Annotated in this window: 30 protein-coding genes; 3 read left to right on the forward strand and 27 right to left on the reverse strand. The window is 52.2% G+C overall.

What is annotated here, in order from left to right; all coding sequences use genetic code 11:
* Positions 1-40: 40 nt before the first annotated feature.
* The 23 genes from GT756_RS02525 to GT756_RS25735 all read right to left on the reverse strand — a co-directional run bounded on the left by GT756_RS02525 (position 41) and on the right by GT756_RS25735 (position 16,495).
* Positions 41-634 (reverse strand): tail assembly protein, encoded by a 594-nt coding sequence (locus tag GT756_RS02525; protein ID WP_023159867.1) that lies wholly within the window; start codon positions 632-634, stop codon positions 41-43.
* Positions 635-685: 51 nt separating this feature from the next.
* Positions 686-1,033: a hypothetical protein gene (locus GT756_RS02530; RefSeq protein ID WP_032429394.1), complete on the reverse strand. Its 348-nt coding sequence runs from the start codon at positions 1,031-1,033 to the stop codon at positions 686-688.
* 32 nt (positions 1,034-1,065) lie between these two features.
* Positions 1,066-1,776, reverse strand: coding sequence for a C40 family peptidase (locus GT756_RS02535; RefSeq protein ID WP_117137678.1), 711 nt, complete (start codon positions 1,774-1,776; stop codon positions 1,066-1,068).
* Position 1,777: 1 nt separating this feature from the next.
* The gene (locus tag GT756_RS02540) at positions 1,778-2,533 is read right to left on the reverse strand and encodes a phage minor tail protein L (protein WP_117137679.1); all 756 of its coding nucleotides are present in this window, start codon (positions 2,531-2,533) and stop codon (positions 1,778-1,780) included.
* Positions 2,530-2,868: a phage tail protein gene (locus GT756_RS02545; protein ID WP_014228916.1), complete on the reverse strand. Its 339-nt coding sequence runs from the start codon at positions 2,866-2,868 to the stop codon at positions 2,530-2,532. The genes GT756_RS02540 and GT756_RS02545 overlap by 4 nt, the downstream gene beginning before the upstream one ends.
* On the reverse strand, positions 2,868-6,203 hold the full coding sequence (locus GT756_RS02550; protein WP_117137680.1) for a phage tail tape measure protein: 3,336 nt from the start codon (positions 6,201-6,203) through the stop codon (positions 2,868-2,870). The genes GT756_RS02545 and GT756_RS02550 overlap by 1 nt, the downstream gene beginning before the upstream one ends.
* 232 nt (positions 6,204-6,435) lie before the next feature.
* Positions 6,436-6,801 carry a phage tail protein gene (locus GT756_RS02555; RefSeq protein ID WP_014228914.1) on the reverse strand — a complete coding sequence of 122 codons (366 nt, stop codon included), beginning with the start codon at positions 6,799-6,801 and terminating at the stop codon, positions 6,436-6,438.
* 57 nt (positions 6,802-6,858) lie between these two features.
* Positions 6,859-7,320 (reverse strand): hypothetical protein, encoded by a 462-nt coding sequence (locus tag GT756_RS02560; protein WP_023328090.1) that lies wholly within the window; start codon positions 7,318-7,320, stop codon positions 6,859-6,861.
* Positions 7,321-7,351: 31 nt separating this feature from the next.
* Positions 7,352-7,753 carry an HK97-gp10 family putative phage morphogenesis protein gene (locus GT756_RS02565; protein WP_049115079.1) on the reverse strand — a complete coding sequence of 134 codons (402 nt, stop codon included), beginning with the start codon at positions 7,751-7,753 and terminating at the stop codon, positions 7,352-7,354.
* On the reverse strand, positions 7,750-8,139 hold the full coding sequence (locus GT756_RS02570) for a hypothetical protein (RefSeq protein ID WP_017880258.1): 390 nt from the start codon (positions 8,137-8,139) through the stop codon (positions 7,750-7,752). Before GT756_RS02570 ends, GT756_RS02565 begins: the two co-directional genes overlap by 4 nt.
* A complete protein-coding gene (locus GT756_RS02575) occupies positions 8,120-8,458 on the reverse strand; it encodes a head-tail adaptor protein (protein WP_117137681.1) in 339 nt (112 codons plus the stop codon). Before GT756_RS02575 ends, GT756_RS02570 begins: the two co-directional genes overlap by 20 nt.
* Complete coding sequence (locus GT756_RS02580; RefSeq protein WP_020317538.1) at positions 8,455-8,772, reverse strand: head-tail connector protein; 318 nt, start codon at positions 8,770-8,772, stop codon at positions 8,455-8,457. Before GT756_RS02580 ends, GT756_RS02575 begins: the two co-directional genes overlap by 4 nt.
* Entirely contained in the window at positions 8,753-9,067 is a 315-nt protein-coding gene (locus GT756_RS02585; RefSeq protein WP_049115072.1) for a hypothetical protein, read from the reverse strand. The genes GT756_RS02580 and GT756_RS02585 overlap by 20 nt, the downstream gene beginning before the upstream one ends.
* 58 nt (positions 9,068-9,125) lie before the next feature.
* Positions 9,126-10,412, reverse strand: a complete 1,287-nt coding sequence (locus tag GT756_RS02590) for a phage major capsid protein (RefSeq protein ID WP_049115070.1) — start codon at positions 10,410-10,412, stop codon at positions 9,126-9,128.
* A 77-nt stretch (positions 10,413-10,489) separates the two neighbouring features.
* A complete protein-coding gene (locus tag GT756_RS02595) occupies positions 10,490-11,410 on the reverse strand; it encodes a S49 family peptidase (RefSeq protein WP_049115067.1) in 921 nt (306 codons plus the stop codon).
* 36 nt (positions 11,411-11,446) lie between these two features.
* On the reverse strand, positions 11,447-12,706 hold the full coding sequence (locus GT756_RS02600) for a phage portal protein (RefSeq protein ID WP_049115065.1): 1,260 nt from the start codon (positions 12,704-12,706) through the stop codon (positions 11,447-11,449).
* Positions 12,706-12,885 carry a hypothetical protein gene (locus tag GT756_RS02605; protein ID WP_020318187.1) on the reverse strand — a complete coding sequence of 60 codons (180 nt, stop codon included), beginning with the start codon at positions 12,883-12,885 and terminating at the stop codon, positions 12,706-12,708. Before GT756_RS02605 ends, GT756_RS02600 begins: the two co-directional genes overlap by 1 nt.
* Complete coding sequence (locus GT756_RS02610) at positions 12,879-14,600, reverse strand: terminase large subunit (RefSeq protein ID WP_160124545.1); 1,722 nt, start codon at positions 14,598-14,600, stop codon at positions 12,879-12,881. Before GT756_RS02610 ends, GT756_RS02605 begins: the two co-directional genes overlap by 7 nt.
* The gene (locus tag GT756_RS02615) at positions 14,600-15,034 is read right to left on the reverse strand and encodes a phage terminase small subunit P27 family (protein ID WP_012542168.1); all 435 of its coding nucleotides are present in this window, start codon (positions 15,032-15,034) and stop codon (positions 14,600-14,602) included. The genes GT756_RS02610 and GT756_RS02615 overlap by 1 nt, the downstream gene beginning before the upstream one ends.
* Before the next feature lie 247 nt (positions 15,035-15,281).
* A complete protein-coding gene (locus GT756_RS02620) occupies positions 15,282-15,713 on the reverse strand; it encodes a hypothetical protein (protein ID WP_023289184.1) in 432 nt (143 codons plus the stop codon).
* Entirely contained in the window at positions 15,710-16,033 is a 324-nt protein-coding gene (locus GT756_RS02625; RefSeq protein WP_023289183.1) for a hypothetical protein, read from the reverse strand. The genes GT756_RS02620 and GT756_RS02625 overlap by 4 nt, the downstream gene beginning before the upstream one ends.
* Positions 15,985-16,347, reverse strand: coding sequence for an HNH endonuclease (locus GT756_RS02630; protein ID WP_032428746.1), 363 nt, complete (start codon positions 16,345-16,347; stop codon positions 15,985-15,987). The genes GT756_RS02625 and GT756_RS02630 overlap by 49 nt, the downstream gene beginning before the upstream one ends.
* On the reverse strand, positions 16,331-16,495 hold the full coding sequence (locus tag GT756_RS25735; protein WP_162924227.1) for a hypothetical protein: 165 nt from the start codon (positions 16,493-16,495) through the stop codon (positions 16,331-16,333). The genes GT756_RS02630 and GT756_RS25735 overlap by 17 nt, the downstream gene beginning before the upstream one ends.
* A gap of 178 nt (positions 16,496-16,673) precedes the next feature.
* Between GT756_RS25735 and GT756_RS02635 the strand changes: the two genes are divergently transcribed.
* Positions 16,674-16,898, forward strand: coding sequence for a hypothetical protein (locus tag GT756_RS02635; protein ID WP_117137683.1), 225 nt, complete (start codon positions 16,674-16,676; stop codon positions 16,896-16,898).
* 38 nt (positions 16,899-16,936) lie between these two features.
* Here GT756_RS02635 and GT756_RS02640 read toward each other — a convergent pair whose 3' ends face one another.
* From GT756_RS02640 to GT756_RS02655, 4 genes are all read right to left on the reverse strand, one after another.
* The gene (locus tag GT756_RS02640; protein WP_049115059.1) at positions 16,937-17,374 is read right to left on the reverse strand and encodes a hypothetical protein; all 438 of its coding nucleotides are present in this window, start codon (positions 17,372-17,374) and stop codon (positions 16,937-16,939) included.
* A gap of 949 nt (positions 17,375-18,323) precedes the next feature.
* Complete coding sequence (locus tag GT756_RS02645) at positions 18,324-18,674, reverse strand: hypothetical protein (protein ID WP_016160650.1); 351 nt, start codon at positions 18,672-18,674, stop codon at positions 18,324-18,326.
* The gene (locus GT756_RS02650; RefSeq protein ID WP_023317653.1) at positions 18,671-19,168 is read right to left on the reverse strand and encodes a lysozyme; all 498 of its coding nucleotides are present in this window, start codon (positions 19,166-19,168) and stop codon (positions 18,671-18,673) included. Before GT756_RS02650 ends, GT756_RS02645 begins: the two co-directional genes overlap by 4 nt.
* Positions 19,168-19,383, reverse strand: a complete 216-nt coding sequence (locus GT756_RS02655) for a class II holin family protein (RefSeq protein WP_016160648.1) — start codon at positions 19,381-19,383, stop codon at positions 19,168-19,170. Before GT756_RS02655 ends, GT756_RS02650 begins: the two co-directional genes overlap by 1 nt.
* A gap of 192 nt (positions 19,384-19,575) precedes the next feature.
* Here GT756_RS02655 and GT756_RS26030 point away from each other — a divergent pair, with 192 nt between their 5' ends.
* Entirely contained in the window at positions 19,576-19,746 is a 171-nt protein-coding gene (locus GT756_RS26030; RefSeq protein WP_004148000.1) for a YnfU family zinc-binding protein, read from the forward strand.
* Between the two features lie 569 nt (positions 19,747-20,315).
* Positions 20,316-20,420, forward strand: coding sequence for a small membrane protein (locus tag GT756_RS26355; protein ID WP_223172886.1), 105 nt, complete (start codon positions 20,316-20,318; stop codon positions 20,418-20,420).
* Positions 20,421-20,810 lie beyond the last annotated feature (390 nt).

Genomic DNA, 20,810 nt, shown 5'->3' on the forward strand with positions numbered 1-20,810 from the left:
CCGCAAGGTGGCCTGAATTGGATGGTTTACTGAATAAAAATTATTGCTGGTCTTCTACGTAAATACCGGCAGATATAATGGCGCCGCCAATTCGGCGTTTGCCATAAAGCAAAGGGACCGGGTATCCCTGAGAGGCAGTGTTCGTCACGCCCCCAAAGGCGTAGGACGCTTTATTGTCAGCGGATTCTTTTCGTGCCAGGCCAGCTGGCTGTGGAGAAAGCATTTGAACGACGCCGCCGAGCATCATCGCAGCCCCCATTTTATAACCAAATGCTGACACTGGGTTGCCAGGAACAAAGTAAGAGCCGACAGCAGAGGCAACAATAATAACTGCTCCAAGAATTGTTTGAAGCAGTCCCGCCTTTTTACTACCAATTAAAACAGGAACAATTCGGATGACTTCACCACCAACAGGAAATCCTAAATCATCCTTCCCAATATTTTTTTCACCCTTAAATACCGCATAGGTTAGTCCACGCTCTTTGCTGGTAATCATGAATTTTTCGAAGCCTGGTATCGTTGCCGATAATGCCTGCCCTGCTTCATGAACAGTGCTAATTAAACGATAGTGAATTTTCCCAAAAGTTTTACCTAATACTCCAGAAAGTATTATTTTGGTCATTGTTTCTTTCATTTGGCACCTAACAGAAAAAAGCAGCATTTCAAATGCTGCTTTTTATTTAACCTATTTTTGTTTGTCTGCCTTGATTATTAAATCACACTCTTCTTTATTAAGATCGCCACTTTGACCTATACTCCTCTCTATCCTGCAATCACGGGCAAATTTCCTTACGCCCATCCTTGCATATTTATCACCATTGCTTGAAAGGAGTTGATATATAAAGTCATCGTCTGACCTATTATATCGTTGTTGTGCATCCATTAATGCCATCATGAATGCCATGCGTTTTACATAAATATCGACAGTGGCGCTTTCTTTTAATTGCGGATGGCGTGATAAATAATCATCAACTGTTCCCGCAAAAGTTGATGATGCCAGAAGTAATGTGGCTCCGAAGATAGCTTTTTTCATTCCCTATATCCTTTTGCTGTTTCAACAAAAGGTTAACATAGAGAATGATATCGAACGATTTTCATTGTCCTTTCCATCCAGTACCCACCATACGGCACGCGCTTGCTGAGATGGCCATACAGGTGATGCAGCAGCAGGTTCCCTTCCAGCAGAATCCCGGCGTGGTTCCACTTATCCGCCTGCACCTGCATGATTACCATGTCACCCGGTTGCGGTGGACCATCAAACTCACGGAACCCGCATTCATACCAGCAGTCCTGATAAAAATTGTCCGGATACTCCTTTTCCCACCACGGATAATCGACGCGGTAATCGTGCAGCTCGATGCCGTGGGTTTGCCGAAAATAGCTCATCACCAGGCCCCAGCAATCGTAGTGGCCCAGCACGAATGGTCGCTCGAGGAGCGGCAACTCACCACGCGGGTGGATGGTACGGAGATCGCCTTCTGGCCAGCTGATAATATGCCAGGGGAGAAGGGTCGCGTCGCATTGCGCTTTATCCAGTTCGCTCGGCTGGGTGGTGGCATCAGGATGACTGTGAACAATACCGGTGATCGTTCCCCATTCTTCAACCTCCGCATAATCCTCCGGCGCCAGCACAAAATTATCTTTCGACTCTGTGGCCAGGTTCCGGCAGGGGAAATAACGCTCCGCTCGGCCCCTCCGGGCGACGAGGCCGCAGGCCTCGCGCGGATATTCTGCGGCCGCATGTTCCTGGATGGCCTTAATCGTTTTCTGACGCATATCAGCTCCTGATTAATGAAGTGCCGGGGAACCCGCCAAACGGCAGTTCGCTATTCTCACCATGACGTAATTTGCAGGCCGTTAGCGTTCCGTTGCAGACATCCTGCGACGGGTCATCAACTGGCTGATTGTTCCTGTCAAAATACCGGGTGCCGGCATAGTCGCACCCATTACCGCTGCGGTATTGATTGCGGATACACCAGGTGCAAATCGCATGCAGCTGGCGAGTGGGGATCATCATCCCCTGCAGGGCAAACGGGCTGGAGAGAGTAAATTCCACCTCCTCATCGTCTTCATAATGCTTTACGTCGATGAAGAAAAGGCGCCGTTTCTCCTGCGTCGGATCAGCTGAGGCATTCCCTTCCGGAAAGTTCTTCGCATCGAGATACTGTTTTTGCGTGTCGTGGATGACAACCCGCGCCAGAGCCAGATCGTCGTAATGAAGACAGAGCGCGGATATCTTTCCGTCGATATTCCCTACCCGCAGCGTTGGCTGCGCGTCGCTGCCAGTGGTGGATGACTCGATCCCTTCGATTTCACATGGCCAGGCTTTATACTCCCGCCCCTGCCACCAGATGCTTTTCGCCGGCAGCTTATCCAGGTCGCCGCCAGCGGCGAGGATTTCGGCTGCAGTATGGGGAACGTTATAGCCGTGGAAATACAAAACCTCATCCAGGCCAAACGCCTGGCCATCGATCTCCAGGAGACGAACCTCATCGCCTGGCTCTAACTTCTGATAATTCGCGTTAAGGCTCATGGTTTAAATGCCTGAATAAAAGTGGCTGAAAGTGAGTAATTTCCGCCGCCCAGCGGCACCGGTTTATATTGTTCGCAGCGGAAAAGCCCCACCTCTTCCAGAGGCGGGGTCCACTGAAACGCGCGGGTGCCGGCATGACGGTCGAAGAACTGCTTAATCGGACGGATATAGTCCTCCGTACCGACAAAACTCAGCTCCCAATCCTGTGATCGGGTGTTAATACCATCGCCGGATACCTGCGTATACCCGTCACCGAACTGCGCCTTCCGGACACGAAAGTTAACGGTCTGCTGGGGATTAACCCGCGGACTCCAGGTGAATATCTCAATAGCCATTAGCGTTGCCCTTTAACTGCATTCCAGACCATCCCGCCAGGGCGCATATCCTGCGCCATCAGCTCCCTGTATTTTTTCTCCACAAACGAGCCGATCTGCTGGCCAAACTGCTCAAAACCAGATGGCGCCTGCGTTGAGGTGTTTCCGCCTTCAATCGTGATATAGACTTTTGGCCCTTCCGACGCGCCGGCGTTCTGACCACCACCGACAGCGCGTACACCCAGCGAACCATCGCCGGCACGCGTCAGTGGCATGATGGCCTCCGGCCCGGCCTCGCTAAATACGCCGGCTCCTTTTGCGAAAGCGAAGAACTGCGGAGAGTCGTAGACCTGGTTGCTGTATGCGCTCAGCGACGGCGAGTCGTAAACGCCGCCTTTGGCGTTGAACTGGAAGTTACTGGCGGCATTCTGGATCGCCGTCCCCGAGCCTGCGCCCGCAGCGCCCGTGACAACGCTGGTCCCGACGCCCACCACGCCCATAATGGTTTGCATGACGGAACTGGTGACCAGCGCCTGAGCGGCCATATCAACGAGGTTTTTTATGATCGACTGCGTGAGCGAGGAAAACAGGTCAGCCATGTTCTCCTTAAAGCTTCTCGTCCGCGTCAGCATGCTCGTCAGGAAGTTGCTTGAGCGCTCATGGGCCGTTTCAAATAACCCGACGGCCAGGCTCTGGAATTCTCCCTGTGATCGGTATAACTCCAGTGACGTCTGATACTGCGCATCGGCGGATTCTTTCGTCGCCTTCTGCATCAGCATTTCGTACTGTTCTTTGCTGATCGCGCTGCCCTGGTAGTACGCCTGCAGCAATGCCTGCCGCTGCGCAAGCTGATTGCGCAGCGAGACCAGTGGATCAACTTCGCCGGCGATATCCAGTGCCGGCGCAGCGATTTTATCGGCATGCGCCTGCAGCAGCTCTTTCGCAGTATCTCTGGCCAGCGTTATTCGTGCGGCCTGGTACTCTTTTTCATCAAGAAGGCGGGCTTTGAAAAGCTCAGCCAGGTCCCGGCTGGCTTCCTGCTCTTTTCGCAGAGTTTCCTGGGCGGGGGAATACTGCGCGGTCAGATCCAGTCGCTGTTTCTGGTAATTCTCTGCGTTCATTAACAGCGCGCGCTGCAGGTCAGCATCACTGGCGCCATTTTTCTTCGCCGCTTCCTGCAGCTCCCTGTTACTGTCCTTTTCCTGCAGGTTAATTCTGGCCAGGCTGGACGCATGGGCTTCTTCAATTTGCTGCCGCAGCGTTTTGAACTGGTCGACCTTGGACTTACTGCCTTTCCCCGTGCCGGTACCGCCATCGCCGCCCCAGGGATTTCCATCTCCGGTCTCTTTGGGGGGCGTGCTTAACGCCCCTTTCAGATCGTCCGTGAGGGAGGTTATTTTTCCCGATAAACCCAGCTGAGCCAGTGTTTTTGCATCACTGACACGCTTAATGTTTTCCTCGGTTTTGCGGAGTCCCTCGTTAACGCTATCGAGATCCGCCCGTGCACGCGCCTGGCCTTTTGTTACCCCTTCCAGCTGGCCGAAGGGGTCAAACCCTTTCAGGCTGTCGATACGACTGTCGGCATCCTGAATCTCTTTCATCAGCTGGTTACGCTGCACGACCTGGTTTTCGTACTGATCCTCTAGGTCGAACTGCCTCACATTTAGCTGGTTAAGCGAGAGGCGCATCAGCGCTTCACTGGTTTCGACTACGGCATCTTTTAAATCAATGGCTGACTGCCTGGCCTCCTTTGCTTTCTCATGAAAGTAAAGGAGGCCCGAACCGGCCAGCATCGCGGCGCCGAACGGACCACCGATTAAATTTAATGCACCTCTTGCCAGCCCCACCGCAGCGGAGGCCGCGCGGGCTGATATCGACAATTGCCGGTTTGCCGCCGCCAGTTTCAGTTTCGCCTGGCTGGCCAGATTGGTTTGTTCAGTTTCCTGTCGGATGAGTCGGGTAAACTCATCCTGGTAACTGATATTCATCCCGTACTGTTTAGCCGTCCGCTCCATCTGCCGGTAGTGGCCAAACTCGGCGTCGTTCTGTTTCAGGATGGCAGCTGTCGAATCCAGCGTTTTGCGGGCAATATCCGCATCAGCCTGCGCCCGCGCTTTTACCGCCGCCTGGCTTTCCCGCCAGGCCGCGATATTCTCCCGCAGCCCTGCAGTCAGTTTCGTGGATAACACGGGGATCAGGCTGTAAAGCGCCACGCTGGAGACGGTGTTGAAATTGTCTGCCAGGCTGTTCAGTGCCTCCGTGGCAACCTGAATCCCGCTGCGGAGTGGCCCGTTACTGCTCTGGCCGATCTTAATGACCATCCCTTCAAACGCACTGCTCAGCCCCAGCAAATCGCCGTTCAGGTTGTTAACCCTGATGGATGCCTGCTCATGCGCCGTTTTGGTACCGGTCAGGGAAGCGGTCAGCTCATCAAGCTTTGAACGGTTCTGGACCAGGATAGACGCCGCATTCAGGTTCTCCACGCCAAACAGTTTTACGGCCTGGGCCGTGGATAGATTTTTCCCGGAAAGAGTGGTCAGCGCCTGGCTGAGACCAACCACGGATGGCTTGAGGCTCTTGTCTGTGCCCTTTTCCAGGTTCAGGATGACGTTACGCAGCGCCGTGCCGGCTTCACCGCCTTTAATTTCACGCTCTGCCAGCACCTGAATCGCGGCATTCAGCTGCTCAAAACCAACGCCGGCCTGTGCGGCTGCAACGCCACCATTTTTAATGGCGGCCGCTGTATCCACAATCTCCGACGACCCGTACTTCGCGCCGGCGGCCAGCACGTTGATATAACGATCCGCTTCCTGCGCGCTCGCCCCGTACTGGTTTAAGGAGAGCGCCAGCGTTCTGGTCGCATCGGGCAGCGTTGTGCCGGCGGCCTGCGCCAGGATAAGCGCGCTGTTCGTAGCCTTCTGCAGTCCATCGGACGTTTTTAAAAGCTCCGGTTTAGCCGACGCCATCAGCTTTAACGCTTCGGCGGCCTGGCTGGCGCTGTACTCTGTCGTGCGCCCCATTTCCTGCGCAGCCAGATCCAGCGCTTTCATTTCAGCTGCAGTCGCACCGGTGATGGCCTGCAGATCTGATAACGCCTGTCCATATTGTCTGGACGTGGTAACGATCGTACCGATGGAAAGGCCGGCTCCTGCCAGCCCCGCCAGCCGGCTGGCCATCCCGGATATCGACAGACCGACCTTCTTATAGGCGTCCTCCGTCTTTTTCGCGTCCGCCTGGGCATTACGGTTAAACCGTCGTGACTGGTTCTCCGCATCGCCATACGCTCCCAGCAGCTGGGATTTAAAACTGGCTGCGTTCAGGTGCAGCCCGACCGCTAAAGATGCGACGTCTGCCATTACATTAATGCCCTCATGACTGCCGCGCATTCATCATCGACCCGGGATGGCGCAGGTGTGGTTTCGGTAGGTGGCGCGTTTTCATCGCCAGGACGGCGGAAAGTGCCCTGTTTCAGGAAGTAGGCTCGCCAGTGGTACAGAGTGTTTGCCGGCAATGCGGCAATTTTGGATGGGTCAGGCTCGCCCCAGCGGTCGGCCAGCCAGAAGATCAGCTCCAGCCAGGGCGAGTCACTCAGTTTTTTTCCGCTTCCTCCAGCTTGCCGATTGCGTGTTGCTTCACTTTTTCCACTGCGGCCAGCAGTTCGGGGTTTTCATGGGCCTTCAGCAGCTCGGCTGCCGTGGGTTTAAACTCATCCGGAATGGCCGTTCCATCCGGCTGAACCAGTGCATCGATGACGATCTGGATGACTTGCTCCGATGCCTCGCGCGCTGCGCCAGCTTTTGCGGTTTCAGCCATTTTCTCTTCGTAGCTGATGAGGTAATCCCCGGTCAGGCGGCGGATGAATACGGTGGCGCCAAACAACTCGGTTTTAATGACGGTTGGCTCCGATTTAAGCAACGCGGATTTCAGCGTGGACAGGTAATCTTTATCTTTCACAGATAGTCCTTAAAAATAAAAAGCCACCCGAAGGTGGCTGTTTACAGGTTAAGTTAATCAGGCGCCGCCGGAGACAGCGACGGTTCCCCAGGCGATCTTGTTCTGCTTACCCTGAACAGTGATCTGGATGACCTCATTCGCCGGAGCGGCGATTTCATTCATCTGCCAGCCGGACAGCGCCAGTAGCATCGTCGCTGTTCTCTTGTTGGGTAATTCGACGTATAACTGGATGGTCTTGCGGGCCTCTGCTGCGTTCAGCAGCGCGGCAAAATCGGTATTGCCCGGATCATCAATGAAGCCCAGCGACTTTTCAGGACCGTCAGGCAGATCGCTGATGGACTGTTTCTGCTTATCCAGTAACGTGGTGCAGTCGACAAAGCCCCCCGTCTGCCCCATTGCACCCAACGCTTTACAGTTAATCAGCGGTTTCAGCGCTGACGTGGCAGCGCCAGGCTCCCCGTATTTCACAATGGTGCCCGCCGGCAACATCGCATATTCAGGCGAAGTTTTATCAGCCATGTTTCTCTCTCTTTTTATACGGCAGCGGATGCTACCTGTTTTCAATGCCGTTTCGGATTTCCACGGTTAACACGCGCAAAACGGTCTGGAGGTTGTAATCCAAGGCGGGTCGGATAAAGGGGTCTGCAACCTGTTTAACCGTGCCAAACTCCTGCGCCAGCGCCTTCATATGGTGCTGCTTGCTGGGGCCGACACGGAGCGTTACAACCGCGTTCCCTTTACCCTTGCGGGTGGAAGAGCGGATTTTGATTGAGTCCCGCATGTGCGGCCCGGCAGACGTTTCGTCAAAGCCGGCATGCTGCTTCATATCTTCCTCGACGACCTTTAGCGCTTCGCGCCCGGCATTCCGCAATACCTTCGTCGCCACTTTTTCGCCCAGGGCCATTAACTGCCGCTCCAGCTCATCCAGCCCTTTAACTTCCATTCGGATCACGAGGAGTCCTCCACGTAGTGAATGATGAAATCGCGGGTCAGGCGATACTGAATGCGACGATTCGTCAGCTGGTTTTTATCCTGATGGATACCGCCTCGCTCCACATACTGAACCGGGATACCCTCCAGCTGGCCATGAACGACGGATTTCAGTTCCGTCCAGATTTTTTTATCCAGCTGCAGCAGTGAGGTGTAATCATCAAGACGGTACAGATTCACCTGGATACGGGCTGAGACGATCCCCGTTCGCAACATTCCCGAGACCATTTCCGGGTCAGAGATACGCTGAAAGGTCGCACCTTCCTGGACCGTGTCCGGCAGTAAAAGCGGATACGCATTCATGCCGGTGATGCGCTCCAGCGCACCCTTAATCGCCAGCTCTATCATGCCGCCCGTCGGCCTCCCCCGTGATAATGATCCGGTCCGTTTTGCGGTCGATATTCCGGACGGTATAAACCAAATTTTTCGTCGTGATTTTCCAGTCTAGGTCGACCAGAACCCCTGGATGGACGGTAAAATGGCGGGTTTCCACTACCTGCTGCTGATCCAGCGTTCGGACTTTCCTGTCGGATACCAGCTCGTCCTTCGCCCAAGCTTTCCCCGTCTCAACCAGCTTTTCTGGCAGAGGTTCGCCCAGCGGCCCCCGCCCGGATTGCATATAGCCAATCACAATGCGGCAGGTCATTTCTCCCGGTTTCAGGTTCATAGCGTATGCTCCTGCAGAGGAAAAAGAAGATGCCTCACCGCAGCGGTTTCCAGCCACTGTCCGGTATGGCCATTCAGATACGCATCGCTGACCAGAAACTGAATGGCCAGCCGGATATCTTCATCCGCGATAAATCCGCGGACGGTCTCCGGGAGCGCCTGCAGCTCTTCATCACTGGTGACCAGCTTGCAGTAATAATCACGCTCGATGCTCCGCTGCGCGGCGTTCACCATTTGCGTGAGCATGGCGTCATGCTCCGTGAAATCCAGTTCCAGGCGTAACTGGGTTTTCACATCATCCAATGTCAGTATCAAAATCGCTGTCTCCCGGCTTCGGTTTCAGCGCGCGTTCGGCATCCTTCGGCCATACCGCGATACGGCGCTTAACCAGCTCTTCGGCGTGCGATCCTTCAAACCACGCGATATCACCACGGGAATAACGGCTATGCGGACCGAGGAACACAACGGATTTACGTTCTGCCTGTGCGACCACGGTCGCACGGTTATCCTGTGCGGTCTCAGTCGCATGGTTGTCCTGTGCGGTCTCGGTCGCATGGTTGTCCTGTGTGCCTGTTTCTTCCGGCTCCACTGCTTTATTTTTCGCAGCCATAACATTCTCCTGAAAGGGAAAAGCCCGCATATGCGGGCCGTATTTACTGAGGGATGGGTTAGAACAGGACGCCGGTACCCAGCACCAGGCCTTCCGGATGACGGAAGCCGATATCGTGTTCGAGGACGACGCGGATCAGCGACTGGTTTCGCGCAAACGCGGAAACCGTGTTGCCTTCGGCATCCAAATAGGTGGCCTCTTTGGAGAAATCGACCTTCATGGCGCCATCTTCACCGATAACAACATCATTGAAGTCAGCGAAATAAATTTCCGATTCCTTGCCACTTTCGCCCAGGTTAACCGGAATAGCGCTGGTATGCTGAATCGGATAGCCCTTGAGCATCCCCTGAGCCATTTCCGGGTAGACTTTGTTGCCGTTGCCGTCACGCAGGCCAAACAACTTCATATAGGTACGGTTCGACATACCCCAGCCGCAACGGATCATCAGGCTGTTGCCATCCATCGCCATCAAAATAATCTTGTCCAGGTACTCATCAACCGTGTTCAGGTTGATCGTGGAACCAGCTTCCCACGGCAGCAGGCGGTTCCACTGCGTCGCACGCGCCTTCATACCAATTGGTGTATCGCCGGTACCGTCATCGCGCATAAACGCTTTATCCTCACGAACAGAGATGGCGGTCAGAATATCCTGCAGGACCAGCTGCTCAACGTTAAAACCGGCGCGGCCAATCAGCTGGTTCGACATCGGGACCAGTGCGATCATGGTTTTGGCATTCAGTTTTACATCGTCGAATTTTGATTCAGACGATTTGGCATCCTTTCCTTCGCCGGTGTAGCTGGCCGTTGCACCGCCAGCCGAGCGCGGTAACGACAGATTACCGTTAGGCAGCGGAATGGAGCGGGCGCCCAGCTTACGGACGATGGTACGGTCGCTCAGCAGCTCGATGACTTCGTTTTGCATGTTCTCCGGGATGAGCGCCCCACCGGAACCCGCAGCGGTGGAAATGGCCATCGATACAGACTGATCGTTCAATTCTTCAGCGGCAAAGACCGCTGCATCACGCAGATCCCCCTTCGCTGCGGCAATCGACATCACCATGCGCGTCATGCCTGCGCCTGTGTATTGCTTCGGCTCAGCTTTGACGATGACTGCTGGTCCCTGCTGGGTAGCCTTGACTGGCTTTGCGACCAGCGCCGCAGCACGTTCGGCGGCTTCCAGGCGTTCAATTTTGGCGCTGATATCAGTGAACTGCTGCTGCAGGTTCGCAAACTCCGTCAGCTGCTCAGCTGTCAGCGTGCCGCCGCTGGCGTCAATGGTTGCCAGGGCCTGAACCTGTTCGTTGATACCCGCACGCTGACGACGCAATTCTTCAATATGTGGCATTTTATTTCTCTCTTTTTAGACATAAAAAAAGCAGCCTGCTGGCTGCTTAAGGTGACGCGGTTTGTGTTTGCGCCGGGTTACATTTTGGTTTGCAGGTCCATCGCGGCTGCCTGCATCTGAATGGAGGTTTTTTGACGGGGTTGCTTATACTTTGCCGCGATAGCATTGATCGCCGCCTGGGGGTCAGAGACTTCATCCGCCAGGCCGGCTGACACAGCGCCAGGGCCAAAATACAGCCCCGCCTGCGTATCAATGATGGCCTGCTGCTTCAGGCCGCGATATTCGGCCACCGACCCCGTAAACGTCTCGTACATTTCGTCGATCATGCCCTGGAACATACCCAGCGACTCTTCACTCAGTGGTTCATGTTGGGTGCCATTATTTTTGTTATCTCCCCGGTAAATGGTGGTGAACGTCAGCCCCATTTTTTCTTCCATCTTCGACGTATCGAGGTGCTCCATGATCACACCAATCGACCCCACGCCACTGGTCTGGCTGACGATGATTTTGCTGCAGGCCGATGCGATGAAATACGCGGCGGAATACGCGCTGTAGTTCACAATCGCCGTGATGGGTTTCGTGTCGCGAGACTGATAAATGTAATCGGCCAACTCCTTGCACCCCACCGCTGCGCCGCCGCCGGAGTTAATATCCAGAACGATTTCGCTGATTGATGGGTCGTTTAACGCCGCCTGCAACTGCCCGCGGATCCGCTCGTAGCTGGTCAGCTCGGAGCACATCGCCGTAATCTGCCCCCGGCGTGGAACAAGAATGCCGTGAACGGGGATCACCGCCACCCCGCCTGCGGGCTGGACCTGCTCAGCGGCAGGCGATTTACCCGGATTCAGCGCCATCTGAATGACGGCATCTTCGGTGATCCCCTGAATACGGGGGATGAGCACCGCTTTCACGGAGTCCATTGTTTGCCGCGTCACGTAATGCGGCACGCCAAAGACCATATCTGCCAGGTGCGGCAGGTTAATTAATTTCGTTGTCATGTTGTCTTCCAGGTCATCCCGCGCAGCGGGAAATAATCAGGCTCTGGCCAGAAGGGTTTCAATTTCGGCCAGCTGTTTCGCTGTCGGCGATTTATCGCCAGGAAGGATCGTCGCGCTGTCGACCATATTGAGCGGCGTCAGGTATTTGTCCCCGCCGGCAATTGGCGGCAGATTCTCCATACGCCGGATATCGTTAGTGGATAGCCATCCCCACTGGCGGCCCAGCGCATACGATTCATAGCGTGACTTCTGGTCTCCTCGCAGCAGCCCGGAAACGTTGAACTCGATGTACAAATCGCGGCGTTCGCTGGGCAGAAGCAGATCGCGCTGCAGCGCACCCTCATGGCGTTTCAGCCAGGCCAGCAGCGTATACATCACGAACTGCAGGCCCTGGTGCTCGATGTTGTTGTTGGTCGCTTTCGCCAGCATCTGCACCATATGTGGCGGGATTTTATAGAGCCGGCAGACCTCTTCCACGCCCCACTGCCGCGACTGTAGCAGCTGCGCCTTTTCGTTATCCTGCGACAGTTGTTTGTAGCTCATGCCCTCCTGCAGCAATGCCACAGAGAACATATTGTGAATACCGGAATGGCGCTCGGTCCATTTCGCCAGCAGGCGATCAATAGCATCCTGGCTTTTAATGGTCGCGGCCTCTTTCGGACGCTCTATCACCCCACTCATCGTTGTCCCGCGCCGGAATGTCGCGGCCGCATGCTCCTCAACCGCCAGGTTCAGCCCCAGAACATCGGCGTTCGTCTGAATGGGGGAACTGCCGATATAGCCATCCAGAGAAAAGACCTTCACATGGTGCATCATGCGCATCGGCAGAATTTCGCCGACTTCCGGGAGTTGGTAATACGGCATACCGTCCAGCCCTTTCAGCACAATCACCTTTTTCGGGTTAATGGGGATCAGTTCTTTCGGGTAGCCTTTTCCGTCCCGTTCTATGATCGAGTAGCAATTTCCCTCCAGCCCCAGCAACCCCTGCTGCTGCTCGAAATACTCGAATGAGGTGTCTTTCCTGTTGGGCTGGGAGTGAATCAGGTCATAAACCGGGTGGTCCGTCGCACGCTGGCGCCCGCCATTTTTATCCCGCCGGTAAAGTTCGCACGGCAGCTGCGCGACGGACTCCGCCAGGAGGGTGACACAGGCCCGGACCGCTGAAAGTCCAAGAGCGGTTTCCGGCGTGATTATGATGCCAGTTTTGCTCTGGCTTGAACGAACCCCGCCCAGCATGGCTTCCCAGAAGCTATTACCCGAATATTGTCGGCCCCTGAACATCTGGGGAAGGAACATTATTCACCTCCGCCATTGCTGACGCCGGAGGAAAAGGCCCGGGTTGTCATATATGACCAGCCCAGACAAATAATCCCTCCTGTTATCAATCCCACTGATGGAGAAATAAGCCAGGCACCTGCAGATAACAATCCAGCACCAGTGAGGCCGACAATAAAACTCAGAACTGAAATTAGCATGCTATATCTTCCTCATCGTATACGGATGTCATCACTGAACTGTTAAGCATGGCGCGCCCCAGCCCCATCATTAAACCAACCGCACCATCTATCTTGTTCTGCCGCCCTTCTTTCCCGGGACGCACAATATCGTCACTTCCGGGAAGGTACTGGCCGACGATGTTGGAAATACACCAGTTCATGACGGGGTGTCCGTCATGATGGAATCTCCCCGAGATGAGCGCAGCCTCAATCTCTCTCATAGGATCACTCATATGGGTAAAATTTTGTCTTATCTCGACAGGCTCAAGCCCCTCTTCCTCAAGCATGTGACGTAATGAAGTCGCGCCATAAGGATCAATGGGGCATTGGGCAATTTTTACGGTATTCCGCAGCTTCAGGATCGTTTCAAATATCAGCCTGTAATCAACTTCGCCACCATCGGTCGGGATCAACTTACCCTGCCGGACAAAGGACTGATAACGTTCTGCGGTACTTTTCAGCGCGGTCTCCTGCAAGTAAATGGTTTCTTCGGGTGCCCAGAACAGAGGAGAAACACAGTAAAAATGTGTTATTCCGTCTATTTCACGACGAAAAACTGGAACCACGGCATTGAGGTCAACTTTCGAGGCCAGATCGATACCCAGCCAGCATTCTTCCCCTTCAAAATCTGACAACTTAAGGTTTTTATCGGCTGCATCCATCCATTTTCTCAGGTCGTAATAAGCTGATTTTGCGCTTACCCAGCGATTGAAATGCTTGGTCAGAATCTTGTTTGTCTGCCCGGGCGTCGACATACCCAATAATTGTTTAGCCCGGAGAAAATCTGCTTTTACCGAAATGCCATAGTTGGGGTTTGCCTTGATTAATGCCTCAGGAGTCGTCCAGTCATCATCGTCATCAAGGCCATAAATCAGCCCAAATATGGTTTCATTTTCCTCGCCATTACGGGTTCTCCGCAGGATCTCGACAACCTGAGTACGCTTTTCATAGCAAGGGGATGTAATGTCATAGCCGGCAGTGGTGATGATCAGTGTCATCGGTTGTTCACGAGCCCCCATGCCGGTGGTCATGGTGGTGTAAAGCGCATCAGTAGTATGTTCATGATACTCATCAATGATGGCGCATGATGGCGAATCACCATCCCCCGGGTCACCGATCACAGGCGCAAAAACCGAACCGTCAGGGCGCGTCATTTTTTTTGCCCAGGGTTTTATCGAGAATTTTTGCCGCAATGCCGGCAGCTTTTTCACCATTTGCAGCGCCGGAGAAAATACCTTCCATGCCTGTTTTTCAGTCGTGGCGCCGCAATAGACTTCTGCACCATGCTCGCCATCTGCACAAAACATATAATTTCCTACAGCAGCGGCAATAGCGGATTTCCCGTTCTTCCTGGGCACCTCGATATAGATTTCAGAGAAACGACGCAGGCCTGTCTTCTTGTGTACCCATCCAAACGGTACGCCAAGAGCGAACTTCTGCCAGGCTTCAAATTCAATCCGGAGTTTACGCCGGGCCCATTCCCCTGAGGTATGAGGCATTTTCTGGGCAAAACGAAGAAATCGTTCTGCTTTGTTTTTATCGAAGCGGTAGGGCCAGTGGGGATCCTTTGCTCGTTCGAGGTCGTCCAGATGTCGCTGACAGGCAAGTATCGTTAACTGACACGCCAGAATCTTCCCGCCAACGATATCCCGCGCATACTGGTTCGCTGCATTGACGTTCGGATAGGTTGCCATCAGTCAAACTCATCGAATTCATTCCCGTCATCGTCCGGATCCTTTTGTCCGCTGGTCATGCGAAGACGACTGAGCGGATCTAACCCCAACAGAGAGCCCAGGCGGGCAAGCTGGGAAACCGAGTCATTCCGGACATTAACTGCAGGGTGTTTTTTCAGGCCCCCCATTTCACTTTCTGAGGTCAGTCCGCTGGCCAGCATTTTTTCGGCTTCGAGCATCAGATGAAAAGCATTGCAGTAAGCCAGCAACAAAGGTGCGTCCTCCAGCTCAAACACTCCTCGGTCGATGAGTATTTTGCTTTGCGTCTTCCACATTCTTATTGCCGCCTCCCCCATTAACTCAGCGGGGGGCGCAATACGTGTTAATTTGCTTTTTTGCCCGGTGGGTAAAGTGGGTTTTCGGCCACCACCGGACGATCGAATTCCTCCGGCCATAAACGTTCCTTTGATAGATGAAACCTTCCGGAAAAAAGTTTCTTATTTCTGGCGTGTAAAAATAGACTTCAACGGGCAGTCCCGAAGCGCGAAAGGGGTCAGGGATTTGCTCCCCCCTACCCCTGGCTGCAGCTGCCTCTGTCGAGGTGGAGGTCGTCATTCCGGCTGCGCCGGCGGCGAATACGGTTCGCATTGGTGGGCCGGCGTATCTCAGACGTTCAAAGAACACCAGTTGTTATACCGGCGATCAGGATCCTGTCGCTGTAGCAGATCCTCCATCGGCCTGCAGTACGCTTTCTGGTAGCCGTTCATCTAATGGCTGGTTCTCGAACACCTTCATGCCAAACTGACCGATCCAGGTGCTGACTGAGTTGATGTTCCCTGCGATGAAGTCGGTCACCTCGGCGATCAATCCTTTAACGACGACATCCGTACTCTGACGCCAGTAATTCTCAATCGCGACCAGCAACGGATCGGAACCATTACTGACAGATTGTTCACCTACGCTATACGTTTTTTTCTTCGCGCTATCGGTGATACATCGCAGCTGGCTGGTCTGGACGGCCCCAGCCTCTGCAGCGATGACCTGCATCGTCAACGTAGCCACTTTGTTCCCGTCTGCATCAGCGCTGGATGCATAGAACATGGAAAGCGTCAGATCCGTGCGTTGATACATCATTGCTTACCTCCACGACGATGACGTGAACGGCGACCACCGGGAACCATTGTCTGTTGTTCCTGCACCAACTCCCCCTCTAAAGGCTCCTGATCCAGTACAGGTGATGAAACAGGGGCCGGAGCAATATCATGTGCAATCGTCAGTTTCAGCAGTGGGCGGCCGCCCTGGACATGCTCAAAATGGATGCCATGTACGGCTTCATTCATTCGTGACTGACCATCCGTCTCCAGAACGGTCAAAACACCATCAACGTATTCAATTTTGAAACTCTTCATCGGGTTCTCTCTGTTGCTGTTTTCTTGCTGTGGCAGGTCCAGCACAATGACTCCAGATTAAAGTCATCATCGGTACCGCCATGAGCTTTAGGAATGATGTGGTCGACACTTGAGGCTTTCGTGGCAATACCGTCTCGCCTGCAGTTCTGACAAAGGTATTTATCCCTCTTCATGATACGGGCCCGTTTAATTTCCCACGGTCGACCATAACCACGTTCCTGCCGAGTTTTTCCGGGCTGATAGTTACGCCAGCCATCACCAGCGTGTTGCTGCCTATGCATCTCACAGTATCCTCCGACATCATTGGTCACAGCCGTGCATCCTCTGTGCCGGCAAGGTCGTTTAGCTCGTGGCGGCATAAACATCCTCGAGCATGAGTTGAGGGAGAAGAGTTAAAGCGGCACTGTCGATGAGAAACTCTGAAACGGGCAGCGATGAGCATGACAATCCGTCACACTCAATCGCCACCAGCTTCTCGTCTACGTATGCAATTTTTAAGTTCTTCATCGCGTTACCTTTTGCGAATAAAAAAGCCCCGCAGATGCGAGGCTACTGGTTAAATATCAGGGTGTTACTGTGAAAGCTCAGAGTGTAAGGTTGCGGCTCAGCCTATCTGTGGTGGGACACAGTTAAATATTGTACTTGCAGAGGAATGGCTGATTAGCTCTGCTTAAGGAACTTTAAAATGGAAGAAGAAATTAAATATAACATCGAGGTGGATTGCTCAACTCTGGAGTCTGCAGCAAAAGAAATAAGAGCTCTCAAAGGTCTTCTGGCAACTATGTTTGTTTGCCTTGAACAGGATATGAAGAGTGTCGTAATACATCAACTTTCGCAGATTGATGATGAATACAACCAGAAAAACTTGGAGATGCTAAAGCAAATCCAACATATCCATAACCGACCTTAATAGCTATGGCAGACGGTTACAGGCTGTCTGCCGATCTATTATTTATTTCGATATCTTAATTGTAGTTCCGCAATCTTACAGCCCATAAAGTGTAGTAGTGCCTCAGCAGCATCTAACCGTTTGAATACCTCATCAATGTTTGGCTGCATACCTGAAGCGTATATCTTACCCTGCGTTTGAATGCTCCAAGCACTGACAGAGGTCAGGGTATTATCCGGTTTATAACACTCTGCAGAGGAAATTGCCGCTGAGACTACAAGCTCCTGCAGGTCTGGGCGATCATGTTCCACCACCAGAGATTCATCATTCGCATTGACATCATAAGATAAGGTAAACGGAGCGGTAGCCTTGCCTGATATAACCTTCTCGACCAGCACGCAACCAGACTGAATGACTTTAAATCTGACTTTGACCCCACAGACAATGCCATCATTAATCTGTTGAAGGTTTGTAATAGTGACTTTCAACGTTTTCAAGTTGCTTCTCCTCATTATCTCTTAAAAGGGATATCGTTTTTTTATCCCTTAGAGGGGATAGACGTTCGCACCGATTCGTAAATCCGCTCACAGGGCATTCCTGTTTCCCCTGATTGGTTTTGTCACATATTCTCGTCCAGGATGTCCTCAAGCCATGAAACCGGCTAAAAAAAAGGCCGCATAGATATGCGACCTTTGGTTAGTACCAGTTAGAAAACTAAAATCTCTCAGGAGCCACCCAAGAGAGGCTTTTCTGCTTTTTAACTGACCACTGCCGTTTCGGTGTTGGCTGGCAGTGATAACGTGATGATAGCTTCATTTAAGTTATCGATAGCATTTAAATATCGAAAGAGCTCATTGAACCAATCATTTTCAACTTGCCGGAACATTCAACCAGAGCAACAGGCTTCTATGCTGGTCTTTTGAGAGCAATTATCAGTTCGCCCTAACGAGGCTGGTAACTAACATATTATTCGATGGTTCCTTAGACAGTGACCCATAAATCTAATTGTTTAATGTACCATTGGATGGGCACACAAATAACCACACCATCCCCAAAGTTAACAGATTTGATAACACACCCTTGTGGCGGAAAAAATTCCGCACCAGTCTGGGGCCGGATCGAGCGCTCAATGCCGTAACGATAACCGCATGGTAGTTGTGGTAGTAAGTTTACTGTCATGAGTGGCTACTTAGTTTAGAGTGGTTTGAGATCCTATAGTGCATGACATCCCCTGAATTAGATACAAACATTTCGATGCTGAAAGCTTGAATGTCTTGTTTTCAGATTTTTTGTTCACTTAAGGCCACTTATTTCATGTGCTATGCCTGTTACTTACTCATCGCCCGATAGTACGCCTGCCAGCGATACTTATCCAAACGGAGCTGGCGCAGGCATTGAGCGGTTTCTACATCAGACTGTAAATCTTCATCGCTGTCATTCCCTGCGTCACTTGCTTTGCACGGCGGACTCATCAAATCCGGGGATGGAGTTGGCAGCATCGATGGCGCGCTGACGCAACTGCACAGCAGCATCATCAAACCTACACACAGTACGATTCGGAGACTGAACATATTTCACCACGTCGCGGGTTATTGTTTTGTAGATGACCTTACCCGCTTCGTTAGCAGTCGCGGCCTTTTCCTCTACAGGCTTAATGGCATTCTCGGCCTTCTCTCTCTTCTTCGCAGCCTGAGCATTGATGTGATCAGCGTGGGAACTCCATCCCATACGCCATGAAATGGCACAGGACATTAGCAGGATTGCTATTGCGATGATAACGGCGGTTAAGCGACTCATCTTTGCTCCCATAAACACACTTCACGCTCAATTTCCCTCCGGGTAATAAGTCCTTTCCACTGCTTACCTTTGGCATAGGTCCAGCGGCGCAGCTGATCACACGCACCTTTCTGGTCACCCTGGTTGATTTTGCGAAGCAGAGTAGAGGTCTGGAAGTTCCCGGCTCCGACGTTATAGGCGAATGAGTACAGAGCCCCACGCATTGTTTCTGGGATCGGTTTTTTGATGTAAGGGTTGATCTGCCAGGCGACGGTATTCAGGTCTTTATTTAGTAGCGCCCGACACTCTGCCTCGGTATAGGTTTTGCCGAGCATGATGTCTTTACCTGCGTGGCCGTAGCAAACCGTCCAGACACCTACCACATCCTGATAAGGGGAGTATCGCACTCCCTCAAGCCCATCATTACCCATCGGGCCAGTGATGAGTGCAGAGGCAATCGCCAGGGCCCCGCCGCCCACCGCCGCAAGAACAGTTTTACGTAGTGTCGGAGACATTATTCACCTCGAGCAGCTTTTCGCCGGTCTTCTTTAATTTTGAAGTACAGATTCGTCAGGTATGTCAGCAAGCCAAATACCAGACTTCCCAGAACACCAATAGCGGCCCACTGGGATGGGGATACTTTGTCGAGCAATTGCAACATCCAGAACCCCGCGTTACCTGCGGACGTTCCGTAGGCAATACCTGTTGTTAGCTTGTCCATTCGATACATACTCCACCTCCGGGTTAACGGGGTGCTTTGTGTTTGATAAGGTTCAGGACCGGCAGGAGGAAATCTTATCAATGATGATTCCAGGTACCTGAAAATGAAAAAACCACCCTGAATAGGTGGCTAGATAATTCAACGCGAGCTATGTGCCCGGGGATAGTGTATTGTTGCGGACCATTCATTAGGAAATATCATATGCAACAACGCAAAAACTCAAAAAACAATCGCAACTACCTCATCAAATGTACCTGCCCTAGCTGCACCAACCAATCAGAACATAGTTACACCCGAGTCCAGAAAGGCTCTGCGCTGATGTGCCCTCACTGTAGTAAGATTTTCACTCAAGACAAACTTCCCACCGCTTAGGCTTTACATCATCATAATCTCTGGTAATGCATCCACTGCTGCGCTCGTATAGATTAGAGAAGTAAGCCCATTAGGCAATGCGGCCGATGAATACCTGTTAGACGGGTCTCGGCTTACTGGCAGAAAATTAACGTTCTGGCATCGGCAAGATAAAAGGCCTGCCGCAATGGAAGGCCTTTAGGGGGTTATGCAGTATGTGTGGTGCCGGGTGCCTCCCGGTAAGTCTGCCCCAGTCAACAGACCCGCGTGTGTGCTCAAAGAAAAAATTGACTGGTCGCCCCACCGCACAGGGGGATTCACCACACACCCACATTAGCTACACGATATGCGCCTGGTCAATTCAATGTAACCAGTAAAATACATCTTTCGGAAACTGTATAACCTAGCGGGCAATAATTAATCACTGCATATTTAATCATTACAAAAACAACAATAAATTTTCATATCTGTTATCAAATTAAGAAAAAAATACTGTTAGGAATTTTCTCACTTAACTCGCACACTACGCCTCACGCGAACCACAATATCCATAGTCTTTCAGAGGATAAGCTCACATGACAACCATAATGATGCTAGCGTTAGCTGTTGTTCTTCTTTTAGTTGCAGTGGGTTCACTGATGTCTTACATCAAAGAAAGACGCGGATATAAAAAAACTTTCAAAAAAAGATATTAACGGTTATCCACTTTTCAAGAAGCAGGGGTAGTGATACGTAAACATTCCCCCTGTTTTTTTGCTACCACCTTTGGGAACAAAGAACTGCCTTAATCTATAAGTGCTCTCGCTTGTGATGTTCAATTTACCGTTAAAGCGCTCAAGCTGTTGAGCTAAAACCGCAGTCTGGTGCGAATCTTGCGCGTATGAGATTAAACGTGAAGTACAGCACGCTGTAATCCAATTACCATGACCTGATTACTGATGTGAAAAGCCCAAGTAGTGCTTAGGCTAGATTATGAACAAAAAAAACCCGCTTAGAGAAGCGGGAAGAAAGTTGGCAACCAAGGCTGTAACGAAAGGAAGGTGCACCTAATAGTCCGAGCTACCGATTTACCAGGAAAGCCTTCT

The sequence above is a fragment of the Klebsiella sp. Q2 genome (assembly GCF_009900705.1).
In the GTDB taxonomy this organism is placed as follows: Bacteria; Pseudomonadota; Gammaproteobacteria; order Enterobacterales; family Enterobacteriaceae; genus Klebsiella; species Klebsiella quasipneumoniae.

Bases quoted from the DNA above. Each gene is read 5' to 3' on its own strand.
- GT756_RS02525 (WP_023159867.1), bottom strand. From the start codon at position 634: ATGAAAGAAACAATGACCAAAATAATACTTTCTGGAGTATTAGGTAAA.
- GT756_RS02530 (WP_032429394.1), bottom strand. From the start codon at position 1,033: ATGAAAAAAGCTATCTTCGGAGCCACATTACTTCTGGCATCATCAACT.
- GT756_RS02535 (WP_117137678.1), bottom strand. From the start codon at position 1,776: ATGCGTCAGAAAACGATTAAGGCCATCCAGGAACATGCGGCCGCAGAA.
- GT756_RS02540 (WP_117137679.1), bottom strand. From the start codon at position 2,533: ATGAGCCTTAACGCGAATTATCAGAAGTTAGAGCCAGGCGATGAGGTT.
- GT756_RS02545 (WP_014228916.1), bottom strand. From the start codon at position 2,868: ATGGCTATTGAGATATTCACCTGGAGTCCGCGGGTTAATCCCCAGCAG.
- GT756_RS02550 (WP_117137680.1), bottom strand. From the start codon at position 6,203: ATGGCAGACGTCGCATCTTTAGCGGTCGGGCTGCACCTGAACGCAGCC.
- GT756_RS02560 (WP_023328090.1), bottom strand. From the start codon at position 7,320: ATGGCTGATAAAACTTCGCCTGAATATGCGATGTTGCCGGCGGGCACC.
- GT756_RS02570 (WP_017880258.1), bottom strand. From the start codon at position 8,139: ATGATAGAGCTGGCGATTAAGGGTGCGCTGGAGCGCATCACCGGCATG.
- GT756_RS02575 (WP_117137681.1), bottom strand. From the start codon at position 8,458: ATGAACCTGAAACCGGGAGAAATGACCTGCCGCATTGTGATTGGCTAT.
- GT756_RS02585 (WP_049115072.1), bottom strand. From the start codon at position 9,067: ATGGCTGCGAAAAATAAAGCAGTGGAGCCGGAAGAAACAGGCACACAG.
- GT756_RS02590 (WP_049115070.1), bottom strand. From the start codon at position 10,412: ATGCCACATATTGAAGAATTGCGTCGTCAGCGTGCGGGTATCAACGAA.
- GT756_RS02595 (WP_049115067.1), bottom strand. From the start codon at position 11,410: ATGACAACGAAATTAATTAACCTGCCGCACCTGGCAGATATGGTCTTT.
- GT756_RS02600 (WP_049115065.1), bottom strand. From the start codon at position 12,706: ATGTTCCTTCCCCAGATGTTCAGGGGCCGACAATATTCGGGTAATAGC.
- GT756_RS02605 (WP_020318187.1), bottom strand. From the start codon at position 12,885: ATGCTAATTTCAGTTCTGAGTTTTATTGTCGGCCTCACTGGTGCTGGA.
- GT756_RS02610 (WP_160124545.1), bottom strand. From the start codon at position 14,600: ATGGCAACCTATCCGAACGTCAATGCAGCGAACCAGTATGCGCGGGAT.
- GT756_RS02615 (WP_012542168.1), bottom strand. From the start codon at position 15,034: ATGGCCGGAGGAATTCGATCGTCCGGTGGTGGCCGAAAACCCACTTTA.
- GT756_RS02620 (WP_023289184.1), bottom strand. From the start codon at position 15,713: ATGATGTATCAACGCACGGATCTGACGCTTTCCATGTTCTATGCATCC.
- GT756_RS02630 (WP_032428746.1), bottom strand. From the start codon at position 16,347: ATGCCGCCACGAGCTAAACGACCTTGCCGGCACAGAGGATGCACGGCT.
- GT756_RS25735 (WP_162924227.1), bottom strand. From the start codon at position 16,495: ATGAAGAACTTAAAAATTGCATACGTAGACGAGAAGCTGGTGGCGATT.
- GT756_RS02635 (WP_117137683.1), top strand. From the start codon at position 16,674: ATGGAAGAAGAAATTAAATATAACATCGAGGTGGATTGCTCAACTCTG.
- GT756_RS02645 (WP_016160650.1), bottom strand. From the start codon at position 18,674: ATGAGTCGCTTAACCGCCGTTATCATCGCAATAGCAATCCTGCTAATG.
- GT756_RS02650 (WP_023317653.1), bottom strand. From the start codon at position 19,168: ATGTCTCCGACACTACGTAAAACTGTTCTTGCGGCGGTGGGCGGCGGG.
- GT756_RS02655 (WP_016160648.1), bottom strand. From the start codon at position 19,383: ATGTATCGAATGGACAAGCTAACAACAGGTATTGCCTACGGAACGTCC.
- GT756_RS26030 (WP_004148000.1), top strand. From the start codon at position 19,576: ATGCAACAACGCAAAAACTCAAAAAACAATCGCAACTACCTCATCAAA.
- GT756_RS26355 (WP_223172886.1), top strand. From the start codon at position 20,316: ATGCTAGCGTTAGCTGTTGTTCTTCTTTTAGTTGCAGTGGGTTCACTG.